At 49.5% G+C, this 12,521-nt stretch carries 11 protein-coding genes; 5 read left to right on the forward strand and 6 right to left on the reverse strand.

Features of this window, described 5'->3' with window-relative positions:
- The first annotated feature begins 42 nt into the window (after window positions 1–42).
- From HZA49_01260 to HZA49_01275, 4 genes are read left to right on the forward strand one after another with little or no spacing between them, the layout of a single operon-like run.
- The gene (locus HZA49_01260; GenBank protein MBI5778070.1) at window positions 43–2,193 is read left to right on the forward strand and encodes a PQQ-binding-like beta-propeller repeat protein; all 2,151 of its coding nucleotides are present in this window, start codon (window positions 43–45) and stop codon (window positions 2,191–2,193) included.
- A gap of 50 nt (window positions 2,194–2,243) precedes the next feature.
- Window positions 2,244–3,353, forward strand: coding sequence for a terpene cyclase/mutase family protein (locus HZA49_01265; GenBank protein ID MBI5778071.1), 1,110 nt, complete (start codon window positions 2,244–2,246; stop codon window positions 3,351–3,353).
- Window positions 3,350–4,318 (forward strand): methionyl-tRNA formyltransferase, encoded by a 969-nt coding sequence (locus HZA49_01270; protein ID MBI5778072.1) that lies wholly within the window; start codon window positions 3,350–3,352, stop codon window positions 4,316–4,318. Before HZA49_01265 ends, HZA49_01270 begins: the two co-directional genes overlap by 4 nt.
- On the forward strand, window positions 4,299–4,757 hold the full coding sequence (locus tag HZA49_01275; GenBank protein ID MBI5778073.1) for a DUF116 domain-containing protein: 459 nt from the start codon (window positions 4,299–4,301) through the stop codon (window positions 4,755–4,757). Before HZA49_01270 ends, HZA49_01275 begins: the two co-directional genes overlap by 20 nt.
- Before the next feature lie 57 nt (window positions 4,758–4,814).
- Here the strand turns inward: HZA49_01275 and HZA49_01280 are convergent, their stop codons facing one another.
- The 6 genes from HZA49_01280 to nusA form a co-directional block, all read right to left on the reverse strand.
- Entirely contained in the window at window positions 4,815–5,576 is a 762-nt protein-coding gene (locus HZA49_01280; GenBank protein MBI5778074.1) for an OmpA family protein, read from the reverse strand.
- Window positions 5,577–5,626: 50 nt separating this feature from the next.
- The gene (locus tag HZA49_01285) at window positions 5,627–6,433 is read right to left on the reverse strand and encodes a hypothetical protein (protein ID MBI5778075.1); all 807 of its coding nucleotides are present in this window, start codon (window positions 6,431–6,433) and stop codon (window positions 5,627–5,629) included.
- Window positions 6,434–6,447: 14 nt separating this feature from the next.
- The gene (locus HZA49_01290) at window positions 6,448–6,843 is read right to left on the reverse strand and encodes a hypothetical protein (GenBank protein ID MBI5778076.1); all 396 of its coding nucleotides are present in this window, start codon (window positions 6,841–6,843) and stop codon (window positions 6,448–6,450) included.
- 123 nt (window positions 6,844–6,966) lie between these two features.
- Window positions 6,967–7,350 carry a 30S ribosome-binding factor RbfA gene (gene rbfA / locus HZA49_01295; GenBank protein MBI5778077.1) on the reverse strand — a complete coding sequence of 128 codons (384 nt, stop codon included), beginning with the start codon at window positions 7,348–7,350 and terminating at the stop codon, window positions 6,967–6,969.
- A gap of 64 nt (window positions 7,351–7,414) precedes the next feature.
- Window positions 7,415–9,961: a translation initiation factor IF-2 gene (infB, locus tag HZA49_01300; GenBank protein MBI5778078.1), complete on the reverse strand. Its 2,547-nt coding sequence runs from the start codon at window positions 9,959–9,961 to the stop codon at window positions 7,415–7,417.
- Between the two features lie 17 nt (window positions 9,962–9,978).
- Window positions 9,979–11,031, reverse strand: a complete 1,053-nt coding sequence (nusA, locus tag HZA49_01305) for a transcription termination factor NusA (protein ID MBI5778079.1) — start codon at window positions 11,029–11,031, stop codon at window positions 9,979–9,981.
- 177 nt (window positions 11,032–11,208) lie between these two features.
- On the opposite strand from nusA, the gene hflX reads away from it, so the two are divergent.
- Window positions 11,209–12,489 carry a GTPase HflX gene (hflX, locus tag HZA49_01310; GenBank protein MBI5778080.1) on the forward strand — a complete coding sequence of 427 codons (1,281 nt, stop codon included), beginning with the start codon at window positions 11,209–11,211 and terminating at the stop codon, window positions 12,487–12,489.
- Window positions 12,490–12,521 lie beyond the last annotated feature (32 nt).

Below are 12,521 nucleotides of genomic sequence, written 5' to 3' on the forward strand. Positions count from 1 at the left end.
AGGTGCTTGACCCGGCCGGGGATATTTGCTATAATTCGGGCCATGCGAAATATCACAATTTTATTCGCTGCAGGCGTGATGGTTCTTATTTCCCCCGGCCTGCCCGGCCTGATATTCGGCCAGGCGGACTTACGCGCAAAGGTAGAACCGAGCCGGGCTCATATCCGCTTTAGCCCCGAAGCCGAGGCGCTGGTCAAAACCGCCGCCAAGGCCGAGCAAGAGCGGAACTGGCGTATGGCCGTGGAAAATTACCAAAAGGCAATTGAATTATACTCCCCATACCTGATAAACGCATCCATAGTTAATAATAAGACCGAGGCAGGCAATACCGGCTTATATTGGGGCGTTCAGCACTTCTGCGGTAATGTCTTGCGGGATATGCCGCCGGAAGGCAAGAAGGCGTATAACGATATGTTCGAGCCCGTGGCCAGACACGCCCTTGAGGATGCAATTAAAGGATTTCTTGATATGGACAAATTAGAGCAGATTGCCTGGCGCTATGGGCTTACCGAGCCGGGACGGCAGTCACTGCTTATTCTTGTATGCTATTACCTGGAGAAGGGAGAGGTTTATAAAGCCACTGGTTTTTACAGGCAATTGCAGTTGAATCACCCTGAGGCCGTAAATAATATTCCGGAATCCAGAATAATTAATGGGATTTTAGAAAAGAAATATCCGGAGGTGGAATGGCAGACCTATGCGGGCAGCAACACCCGCGAAAAGACAATGACTAACCGGATGGTCGGTGGCTCATCAGACGGATTGAGTGTTTCGTCTGCGTTTACCTGGGTTGGATATTTCAAAATGCCGGAACATGTTATTAAATTATTCCACCATCCTGATAAATGCCAAGTTTGCGGCATGAAGTTAAAAGAAGAGGAAACGATTTGTGCGAATTGTAGAGCCATCCGGCAGTACGGGCCCATTCCTTATTTTCCCGTCGTAGGTAACAGGGTGATCTACCTGCCCACCGGCTCCGGTATCTATGCCTTTGAGCTACCCGAATCCAAGGAAAACCAGGTTTCTCAAGAGATTAAGTTGAAATGGAAGGCGGAATACGAGACGTCGGTCACGAAATTCCAGGAAGAGCGAGTAATTAATACAGCTACTTTATCATCGGACGGCAGGCGAGTGTATGTTCCGCTGATTAGTTCTTTTGAGAAACACGAGGAACGACTGGGGTTTCTTGATGTCAAATATCCTTTCCCCAGGCGATTGTTGTTTTGCTTCGACACCGCGACCGCCAAGGCATTATGGAAGAGTGATCGGGTTACATACTCTGACAATGGTAATAATCCTTGCGATGACATTATTTTCCCGATTGCGCCGGCTGAAGAAGGCGGCGTGCTTTATAGTACCGGCATACGCATGCCTAATCAGGTCGATATCCCGGAGCATTATCTATTTGCGATGAATGCCCGCAGCGGCGCGGTATATTTCAAGACCTTTATTTGTTCCGGCATCCTGGAGTCGAATCTTTTTAATAACCCCAGCCGCGAGTCGATTGCTTCGGCTGTTACAGTGGACAAAGATAATATTTATTATTGCTCGCAGATGGGCGTGATTACAGCCGTGGATAAATATAGCGGAATAGTTAAATGGCTGAAGAAATACGATGAGTATCTCATTTCTCCCACCTGGCCCAACCCTACACCGCCCCGATTACCTTTAAGATGGGCCAATAACCCCATTATATATATGGATGAATCGCCTGCAGGCAAGGTAAAGGGGCAGATTATCGTAACGGCTATTGATGCGCCGTTTCTTTATATACTTTCATCAGGTAACGGCACAGAATTGTGGCGTTGGAATAGTGATGATGCTCCTTTGGGAAATGTCAGGTACCTGGTGGGCGTCAAAAACGGATTCCTGGTGGTTTCCGGCGAATCCTGCCTGATATGCCTTAATCTTAATAAGGGCGGCAAAATGGAATGGAAAGTGGAAGGCGGCAGATTCAACGGCAAAAGTGCAATTACCGATGACCGGGTCTATATTACCTCTGATTATACACTGATGGAAATAGCGCTCAAGACCGGTAAATTAATCAGCCGGAATATCCTCCAGGGTAAAGATGATTTCCAACCCCTTGCCAACCTGCTTATCGTGGGCGATTTGCTTATTAGGAATTCCATCGGCCAGATGAATATATACCGGATAGAGGATAAAAAGGAAACTATAAACTCGCCCCGTTAGAGATAACGATCAGTAATAATAGTGCTAATAAAAGTTATAGGAATGGAATTATGAAGACTAATGACAATAACACTAACAAAATCTCTAACGGGGTGAAAAGACGAAATAATAATCTTATTATAATTCTTATAGTAGCCTGGTTTTTGCCGATGCTTCTTTCTCCGGCCCGGGGTGAGGATAAAAAGATGCAACCGGACAAGAATCGCGTCAATAGCGCAATAGAAAAAGGCCTGGATTATCTGGCGCGCACCCAGAATCCCAATGGTTCCTGGACCTGCACGGTCGGTTATAAATTAAATGATACTTATGATGGCGAACAAAAAGAGAATGTCGGCGTTACGGCTATTGCCGGCATTGCCTTTCTGGCCCAGGGCAGTGTTCCGGGCAAGGGGAAATACGGGACCAACGTGGAAAAGGCCGTTCAGTTTGTCTTAAGTTGCGCCCGTGAAACCGATGGCTATATCACCAAACACGGCACGCGGATGTATGAACACGGATTTGCCACTCTGTTTCTGGCAGAGGTGTACGGCATGACCAAGCGGGAGGACATCAAAAGCCGGTTAAAGAAAAGCGCCCAACTAATTATTAATAGCCAGGATTCCAAGGGCGGCTGGCGTTACCAGCCTTATCCGCATGATTCGGACATCTCGGTGACAGTAACCACATTGCAGGCTCTGAGGGCCTGCCGTAATGTCGGCATTGCCGTTCCCAAGGAAGTGATTGATAAGGCCGTCAGTTATGTCAAGAAATCCTATGTCGCGCTGCCGGGATCAACCGGCGCCTTTAATTATCAGTTAATCCCGCCCAGCCGCATTTCCTTTGCCCTGACCGCGGCCGGCGTTACCTCGTTGATGAGCGCCGGAGAATACAATATTCCTGAGGTGCAGAACGGGATAAACCACATCCTGAAAAATCTGCCTACAATATACGGCGATTATCATTACTACTATGGGCATTACTATTCGGTTCAGGCCCTGTTTCAGGCCGGCGGCAAGAATTGGGAGCCGTATTTCAGCCGGATCAGGAATGAAATCATCATTCACCAGGAGCAGGACGGCTCCGGTTCCTGGACAGATGAAGTCGGGCCGGTCTATGCCACGGCAATGGCTTGCATAATTCTGCAGATACCCAACGACTATTTACCGATATTCCAAAGATGAAAATAATATTTATCGGTTCCTCTGCATTTGGGGTTCCGACACTCCGGATGTTGGCCAAACAGCCAAAGCATCAACTAATGGGGGTGATTACCCAGCCGGATGGCAGAAAAGGCCGGGGACTTAAAGAAGCCGCCATATCGCCGGTCAAGGAAGAGACCCTAAAGCACCGGATAGAAATATGGCAACCTGAATCCATAAACGAACCGGTTTTTATCGGGCAGTTAAAGAATAAAAATCCCGATTTGATTATCGTGGCTGCCTATGGCCAGAAACTCGGCAGGGAAATACTGAATCTGCCGCCATACGGCTGCATTAATATCCATCCCTCGCTATTGCCCAAATACCGCGGTTCGGCGCCGGTGAATTATGCTATCCTTAATGGGGATGGCCAGACCGGCATCAGCATTATCAGGATGGTGGAAAAGATGGATGCCGGTCCTGTCTTGAAGCAGGCAGTAGTAGCAATAAAGGATGATGAAACTGCGGCTGAATTAGAAGACCGTTTGGCGATAGAATCAGCCGGAATAATCCAGGGGCTATTGGCTGATGTAGAAAATAAAAACGCCGGGCATACAGCGCAGGATGAGGCGAAAGTAACCTTTGCGCCCAAACTCAAAAAATCAGACGGCGAGCTCGACTGGTCCGGGCCGGCCCGGAAAATTCTTAACCGGATACGGGCCATGCAACCCTGGCCCGGGGCTTATACCTACCTTAATCAAAAAGGAAAACCGCCTTTGAAAATAGATATTTTGGAAGCAAAAATATATGCTTTATCTCACGATGTTCTGCCGGTGGGTGCTATTGCAGAAACCAATGCCGAAGGAATCGGTATTGTCTGCGCCGGGACAGAACTAATTGCGATTACCAGGCTCAAGCCGGCCGGCGGCAGGGCGCTGACCGTAAGAGAGTTTATTAACGGCTATCGCCTGAAGATTGGAGACAGATTTGGGAAAGAAACTGAATAACATTATTATCGGGGTGAACAACTTCCTGCGGGTCAGAAAGCAGAAGCGTTTGGTGCCTGGCAAGGTGATGCTTCTTTTTTCGCATTGTCTCCAGAATTCCAAATGCCTTCAGAAGATAATCAATGACCTGGCTGAATGCAAGCGCTGTGGCAAATGCACGGTCAAGGATATCCTGGAAATAAGCGAGCGCTATGGCGTAAAATGCGCCGTGGCTTCAGGCAGTGAAATGGCTCTGGAAAAGGTTAATGCCGCCAATGTAAATACAGTCATCGCGATTGCCTGTGAAAAGGAGCTGGCCGGCGGCATCAAGGCCATCTTCCCCAAGAAGGTCCTGGCTGTGCCCAATACCCGCCCGCACGGGCCCTGCAAGGATTGCGGTGTGGACATAAAGAACATCGAGGCTTTTCTTGAAAAGATCATACCGAATCAGCAAATATAAAAAGTGAAATAAAAAACCCCCTCATCCTTGGCAGAATGAGGGGGTGTTAAACCTGATTTACTTGGATGGCTCTTTGGAAACCGGTACGGTTTCCTCGGTTTTGTCTTCCGGCGTAGTAGTTTCTTCCTTTGCCTCGGCTTCGTTGCCGATAAAGGAAATTTCTACCCTCCGGTTCTCGGATTTCTTGGCGCCTTTGGGACGGTGTTCGCCAAAGCTTGCCAGGAACATCCGGGCCGGGTCAACCCCCTGGTCTTCAAGTTGGAGAAGGACTGTCAGGGCGCGCCAGGCGCCTAATTCAAAATTAGAACCTGTTTTATAGAGGTCTTTGGTCTGAACTATCGGGTCGCTGTCCGTATGACCGGATATCTGAACTAAACAAGAGTCCTTTTTTATAATCTCCGCTACCTTATTGAGTATTTCCTTGCCTCTCTGTTTGAGTTCGCTTCTGCCGGGTGAGAAAAGAACCTCACCCTGGATTTCCACGCCCTTATCCGTGATAATCACACCTTCTTCTCCCGCCAGTCCCTGGAGTTTTCGGATGATTTTTTCCTTCATTCTGGTCAGGGTTTCTTCGTCCACCTTGGCCTTATGCTTTAGCGCCTCATTTTCCAGTTTAGCTGCCTGAAGTTTAAAGCCCAGGTCCTCGTTATCCTTGCCAACGGCTTTATTAGATTCACCCAGGTCTTTGATATGGGCTGACATTGCTGTAACATCGGTGTTATATTTTGTCTCCAGCTTGCGATAGTTCGCTTGGGATACACATCCGGTTATTAATAACCCGGCAGTTATCACCACAGCTATTTTCTTAAGGTTTACCATTTTTATTGACTCCTTTCCGGTTTTTTAACCGATAGATTAATATCGGCAATTTATTCTTCTTTCTTGAATTTGTCAAGATTTACGTCTTTTATTCCGACGATATCCAAAATCAATTGCCCGAATTCACGGGTGATGCCGATAGGATGTTTCCCGCGGTCGGAGCTGACCCGCAGGGCATCAGCCATAAAAGAGCCGATGAGGACTAAAAACAGCATAATTACGCCGAGGCAGGCGATAAATACCACCGGTGTCTTGAATTTGGGGACAGGCATTGATACTGAGACTGGCATCTCCGGATAAGCCATTTCCTTGGATGGTGCCGGCGCGGCAAACTTGGATATTCTGGATTTGGATTTTACCGGCGGGGCCTTTTCCGCTATGGTCTCCACTATCTCCTCGGGAATGGTTTCCACAGCACCTTCTTCGGCAATGGTCTCGGCCACCTCGATTTCTTCTTCAGGGACGGTTGCTCCGATATCGTCAGGGACCGATTCTATGGGCGTGGTTACATCGGCTTCCTCTACCAGGCCCGGTAAATGGACATCGGTATCGCTGCCGACCGGCACTTCCTCTTCGGCGCCGATGCTGCTGGTGGTGTCTTCCTCGATAAAAGTGGCGTCATTGCTGGTGGCCGGTATTTCTTCTTCGCCGGGTGGCAGGATGACCGTAGGTTCGGTGATGTGTTCGGCCCGCTTGCCTTCCACATCCACCTTCTTGAATTTCATCCGGTCTTCGTCCTTAAAGGCGCGTATCTCGCCTTCCGAGACCAGTTTCTTGAGCTCGTCCTCGCTGAGTTTTAGTTCTTTGAGGACTTCGTCAAATGTAAAGAATTCATCGGACTTGGATGATTTAGCCATATAGGATTTATTTTCTATCTTTTTTCTTGTCGTTTCCTTATATCGTCATAGATCTTTTTTATCTCAATTGGCGGTGGTCCCTCATCTAACTTAGGTGAAGCAGGCATTGCTACCCCGTCCGGGATGTTGAGATCGTATTGAATATCGCGTGCGGCTCTTACTCTAATCAGATAATCCTGGGCATATTCATAGACTAACAGTTTTTTATTGGCGGTATCTATTAACCAGAGAAGGTTGTTGTCTGTTCTGGTCATTGAGCCGATGGCGATATAGTTGTTGTTTGCTGAAGTTTCGCTTGCCTTGTCCGGAGCCGCAAAGATGTTATTGTTGAATGCTGATTTTTCCGTGGCCAGGACGGCAATAACTCCGACCAGAATTCCGATTATGAGATACAATGCTTTATTCGTCATAAAAGGCCTCCTTTTTAGATAAGTTCATAAGTTACAATAACATGAAAATAGTATCGCTGTCAAGAAAAATAGCCACAGATTTCACAGATTAAATCCTTGCTTTCCCGCAGCCCGGCAATTGGTTTATTTCTTGGATTTTTTCGGTTTCTTGACTTTTGGGGCGTTCTCGCAACTAATCTGGTCCAGCAGTTTGTAGACCTGCAGTTCTTCTTCAACTGATTCATCAAAATGAAACGAGAGTTTGGGGATGTAGCGCATTTTGATTCTTTTAAGTAAGAGTTTATGGACGTGATTAGCCGCATTATTCAGCAGGGTGATGGATGTTTTGCGAGCATCTTCATTGCCCAGGACGGTTACGAATACCTTGGATGACTGCAGGTCGGGCGAGGGTTCGGTTCTGGTAACCGTGATGAATCCCAGCCGCGGGTCGCTGAGTTCGTAAAGGATTATCTGGCTGATTTCCCGCTGCAGTTCCTTGGCCACCCGGCCCATTCGATTGTTGCTCATAGTGGTTTCGCTCCGCATCGTCCGCTGGGCGATTACTTGCGGTTCCCGCTTTGGGCGGGATTCTTTAGGAGGAAGCCGTCAGCTTTTTCAGGTATTTTTCTATCTGGAACGCCTCGATTATATCGCCGGTATTGAGGTTATCAAATCCGTCTATTCTTAACCCGCATTCGAATCCGGTATTGACCTCGCGGACGTCATCCTTGAAGCGTTTCAGGGAAGACAGTTTGCCTTCGTAAATGACATTCTTATCGCGGTAGACCCGGACTAATGAAGACCGTTCTATTTTTCCCTCTATGACCGTGCACCCGGCAATCGTGCCGAGGCGGGAAATCTTGAACAGGTCCTTGACAGTCAGTTTGCCAATGGACACTTCCCGCTTTTCTGGTTCCAGCATTCCTTCTAGGGCCAGTTTGATGTTTTCCACGATGTCATAGATGACATTATATATTTTCACGTCCACGCCGTGATCGGTCACCAGCGTTTTAGCGCGGTCCTCCACCGAGGTGTTAAATCCGATGATAAGCGCATCGGAGACATGGGCCAGTAACACGTCGGATTCGTTAATTTGCCCCACGCCCCGGTGAATGATTTTTACCTTGGCTTCCTTGTAGGCAAAGTTATTAAGCAACTGGGTAATTACTTCCAATGAACCCTGAACATCGGTTTTGAGAATAACCTTTATTTCTTTCAGCTGCGATGTGGCGATTTTATCATAAAGGTTTTCCAGCGTGGTATGCTGTTGCGGGCCGGCCAGGGCGGTTTTTTTGCGCTCAATATATGTCTGGGCCATTTCCGAGGCGGTCTGGATGCTGTCCATCACATAAAATTTATCTCCGGCCATCGGCAGGTCAGAGAGCCCGCTTATTCTGACCACGGTTGACGGGGGTGTTTCCGTCACACTTTCGGAGCGGCTGTTGAGCATTGAGCGGACCTTGCCGGAAGCGCCGCCGCAGAAGATGATATCGCCTATTTTCAGGGTGCCGTTCTGGACCAGAATCGTGGTCAGCGGTCCCTGTGATTCGGTGAGTTTGGCTTCCATAACCGTTCCGTAGGCCCGGCGGTTGGGATTGGCCTTTAATTCCATCATATCCGATTGCAGCAGGATCATTTCCAGCAGATGGTCAATACCCTGGCCGGTCAGGGCCGAAACCTCGGCGAATATGGTCTTGCCGCCCCAATCCTCGGGCGTCAGGTCCATGGAACTTAGCTGCTGGCGGACCTTGTGGAGATTAGCTTCCTTTTTATCCACCTTATTTATGGCCACGATAATCGGCAGGTTGGCCGCCCGGGCATGGCTGATGGCCTCCTCGGTCTGGGGCATCACGCCGTCGTCCGCCGCCACCACAATGACCACGATATCCGTAACGTTTGCCCCGCGGGAGCGCATCTGGGTAAATGCCTCGTGGCCCGGGGTATCAAGGAATACAATCTTTCTATTATTGATTTCCGCTTCATAGGCGCCCAGGTGCTGGGTAATCGCCCCGTGTTCCGAAGCCGCCACATTGGCCGACCTGATTTTATCCATCAATGAAGTCTTGCCGTGGTCCACGTGGCCCATAAATGTCACTACCGGCGGACGGGATTTGAGGTCTTCGGGCTTGTCAGATGTTGTATGCACCAATTGGCTGTCAATATCCTTGGTTTTCTCAAATATGATTTCGTAATTAAACTCCAAGCCGATAAGCACCAGCGCATCTTCGCTCAAAGGGTCGTTGATGCCGGTCATTATGTTATGCTCCATTAATTTCTTGATGATGATGTTTGCCTTAACGCCCATCTTTTCGCAGAGTTCCTTTAGGGTAATCCGGCCGCTTATCGTGACTTTTCTTTCAACGGGCTTATTGATTATTTGCTGATGGGGTTGTCCGCTTGATTTCTTTTTGAAGAAGAAGGTCTTCTTGATGAATGGTTTCTGTTTGCCGAATGTTGCCGGCATACTGATAACCTTGCCCCGGATGCCTTTTGACTCGTCGGTGGTTCCTTTGGAATATAAATCCAACTCCTTGGCATGCATCGCTCGGATGTCCTTGTCATCGGATTCTTTAGCCAGAGTCGGGATAATGGGGGTTGACTTGGAAATGTCGTCCTTGGGCAGCGGGGTTTTCGGATGGGGTATTCCAGGTTTAGCGGTCGGTTTAGCTACCGGTTCAGAATGTTTGCCTATTGTTATAGGCGCAATCGGGGTTTCCTTAGTAGCTGGGTGTTTTCCTGCCGCTGGTTTGGTATGGGCCGGAACGGGTTTCTCGTGCGAAACCGGTTTTTTCTCTGTTTTATGTGTTATTGGCTTGGCTGGCTGGACCGGCGCTTTCGGCTCGACTGGTTTTGCCTTGGGCAGGGCAGGTTCAATTGTTTCTGCCGGTTCGGGTACAGCCGTTTCCTCGGCCTTTTCTTTTTCCTTGAGAGCCGCCGCCTTTTTTTCAGCCCTCAATGCGGCGGCCTGTTTGGCCGCTGCGGCTTTCTGGTCTTTTTCTATTTCCTTGCGCAGTTTGGCGATGGCTTTCGGATCCAAACTGGAGATGTCGCTCTTGACCTGAATCTTCAGTCCATTGGCTTTTTGGATTAATTCATCCGGAGTAACCTTTAATTCCTCGGCTAATTGATAAACTCTCATTATTGATTAAACTTCAGTTACTCTGCAGCAGCATTGCCTTCCGGCGTCTTGCCGGCTGAATCCGGAGTCGCCGCAGGTTTCTGTTTTTCGTCTTTCTTCTTGTTCTTTGCCTTTTTTATTTCTTCTTCCTCAGCCGGCAACTGGTCGGATGACATAACGTCTATCTCCCATCTGGTTAGTTTGCAGGCCAGCCGGATATTCTGTCCTTTTCGTCCGATGGCCAGGGCCAGCTGGTCCGTGCTGACAAAGACCTTGGCGCGCTTGGCTTCGGTGTCTATCTCGATGGCCTGGACCTCGGCCGGTTTCATGGCCGCGGCAATGAATAATTCCGGCTGTTCGCTCCACTTAATCACGTCTATCTTCTCGTCGCCCAGTTCCTCGACGATATTCTTTATGCGCACGCCCCGGACGCCCACGCAGGCGCCGACCGCATCGATATTGGGCTTGTCCGAAAAGACCGCCATCTTGGTCCGGAATCCGGGTTCGCGGGCTATGCCCCTGACTTCAATCAGTTTCTCGGCCAGTTCCGGTACCTCGACATCAAAGAGTTTCCGGACGAATTCCGGATGGGTCCGGGAGATGATCACCCTGATGCCGCCATCCTGTCTTTTCACGGTCAGGATAATTCCCTTGACAATACTGCCCAGCCGGTAGGTCTCGCCCGGCACTTGTTCCTTGCGTTCCAGGATGGTCTCCACGCCTTCCACCAGGACAATTACGTCATTGCCTTCGTGCCGCAAGGCCGTGCCGCTGACCAGGGCGTATAATTTATTGCTCAGGGTGGCGTAGATAACCTCGGATTCGGCTTCCTTGAGTTTTTGGGAGATGGCTTTTTTGGTGGTCTGGGCCGCCACCCGCCCCCATAAGGTCGGGTCGATGATGCCTTCTTTGCTTTCAGCCGTGATTTTACCGCTCTGGCGGTCAATCGTCACCTTAACCGGCTCGTTCAGTTTAAGATGGCTGCTCACCTCGGATGAGATAGCCGATTCTATGGCCGCAAACAGGGCATCCGGCTTGATCTTCTTTTCCCGGTGCAGGCTGTCAATTAATCTCAATAATTCACCGTTCATAAATAATAATTTTAGTAAGCTGATTGAACGGATGAACTATCGCCTAAGTGTCCGACAAATCCGCTTACGTTTTGAATATTAGCATAACACGAAATATCGATATTATATTTATCCGTGCGATATGTCAATTTATTATTGACTTTATCAGAAATTGCTGGTAGCTTCAGTAATAATACAGTGAAAGACACGATTCTAACCGTTCAGAATAAAAAGGCTATCCTGGTTGATGTGGCCATTCAGGCCAAGGGCAAGCACCGCGATAACATTAATTCATTGGCCGAGTTAGCGCTCTTGGCATCCACCGCCGGGGCCATTGTAGTCGGAACCGCCGGTCAGAACCGCGACAAGCCTGATAACGCCTATTATGTCGGTCAGGGCAAGGCCGGAGAATTGGCCGTCCTGGCCCGGGAAAAGGAAGCCGAATACGTCATCTTTGATAACGACCTGTCGCCGGCCCAAATCAGGAATCTGGAGGAGGTGGTCGGAGTATCGGTGATTGACCGGACCGAGGTGATACTGGCCATATTCGGCACCCATGCCCGAACCACCCAATCAAGACTGCAACTGGAATTAGCCAATCTGGAATATGCCTTGCCGCGCCTGAAACATCTCTGGAGCCACCTGTCGCGTATCGGCGGCGGCGTCCGAGGCGACCGGGGACCGGGCGAGAAACAGCTTGAGGTGGACCGCCGGCTGGCCTTTGACCGCATCACCACCTTGAAGCGGGAACTCAAGAAAATCCAGGCGCGCCGGGAAGAAGAAGTGGCCACCCGGGCCGAGGATTTTAACGTGGCTCTGGTCGGATATACTAATGCCGGAAAGTCCACCCTGATGAATACCCTGACCGACCTGGACCAGCTGGTCGAGGACAAACTCTTTTCCACGCTCGATACCAAGACCCACATCTGGGAATTCGCCAGTGGGCAAAAGGTGCTCCTGAGCGACACGGTCGGCTTTATCCGGAACCTGCCCCATAACCTGGTCGAATCGTTCCACGCCACGCTGGAAGAGGTGCGCCAGGCGGATTTGTTGCTCCATATCGTGGATGCGGCCTCGCCCGATGCCGAAAGCCAGATTGACGCGGTTAATAAGGTCCTGAAGGAAATCGGATGCGATAACAAAGATATTATCATCGTCTTTAACAAGATTGACCAAGCGGATAAGATTGAGGTGGAAATACTCAGGAAGAATGTCCCTGATGCCTCGATGATTTCCGCGCTGAAAGGGACGGGTATCGGGGAACTGGAAGAGCGGCTGGAAAAGATTATCAGCGTCCGGCAGGTGGTGTTAACCGTTAAGGTGCCGATGGAAAACGGACGGCTCCTGGCCTATCTGCACCAACATGGGGTGATTCTGGATAAGAAGATAGCTGATTCACATTTTAAGATACGCCTGCGACTGGGCCGCAGGGATTTGTTTAAGGCGAAAGAATTAGGATTGAAAACTAAGAAGGGGTAATTCGCCACTGGCGCCGAAACGCCATGGCGCCC

The organism is Planctomycetota bacterium (assembly GCA_016235865.1).
Classification (GTDB): Bacteria; Planctomycetota; MHYJ01; order JACQXL01; family JACQXL01; genus JACRIK01.

Bases quoted from the DNA above. Each gene is read 5' to 3' on its own strand.
- rbfA (MBI5778077.1), bottom strand. From the start codon at position 7,350: ATGAGCAACAATCGAATGGGCCGGGTGGCCAAGGAACTGCAGCGGGAA.
- HZA49_01285 (MBI5778075.1), bottom strand. From the start codon at position 6,433: ATGGCTAAATCATCCAAGTCCGATGAATTCTTTACATTTGACGAAGTC.
- nusA (MBI5778079.1), bottom strand. From the start codon at position 11,031: ATGAACGGTGAATTATTGAGATTAATTGACAGCCTGCACCGGGAAAAG.
- infB (MBI5778078.1), bottom strand. From the start codon at position 9,961: ATGAGAGTTTATCAATTAGCCGAGGAATTAAAGGTTACTCCGGATGAA.
- HZA49_01280 (MBI5778074.1), bottom strand. From the start codon at position 5,576: ATGGTAAACCTTAAGAAAATAGCTGTGGTGATAACTGCCGGGTTATTA.
- HZA49_01290 (MBI5778076.1), bottom strand. From the start codon at position 6,843: ATGACGAATAAAGCATTGTATCTCATAATCGGAATTCTGGTCGGAGTT.
- HZA49_01260 (MBI5778070.1), top strand. From the start codon at position 43: ATGCGAAATATCACAATTTTATTCGCTGCAGGCGTGATGGTTCTTATT.
- HZA49_01265 (MBI5778071.1), top strand. From the start codon at position 2,244: ATGAAGACTAATGACAATAACACTAACAAAATCTCTAACGGGGTGAAA.
- HZA49_01270 (MBI5778072.1), top strand. From the start codon at position 3,350: ATGAAAATAATATTTATCGGTTCCTCTGCATTTGGGGTTCCGACACTC.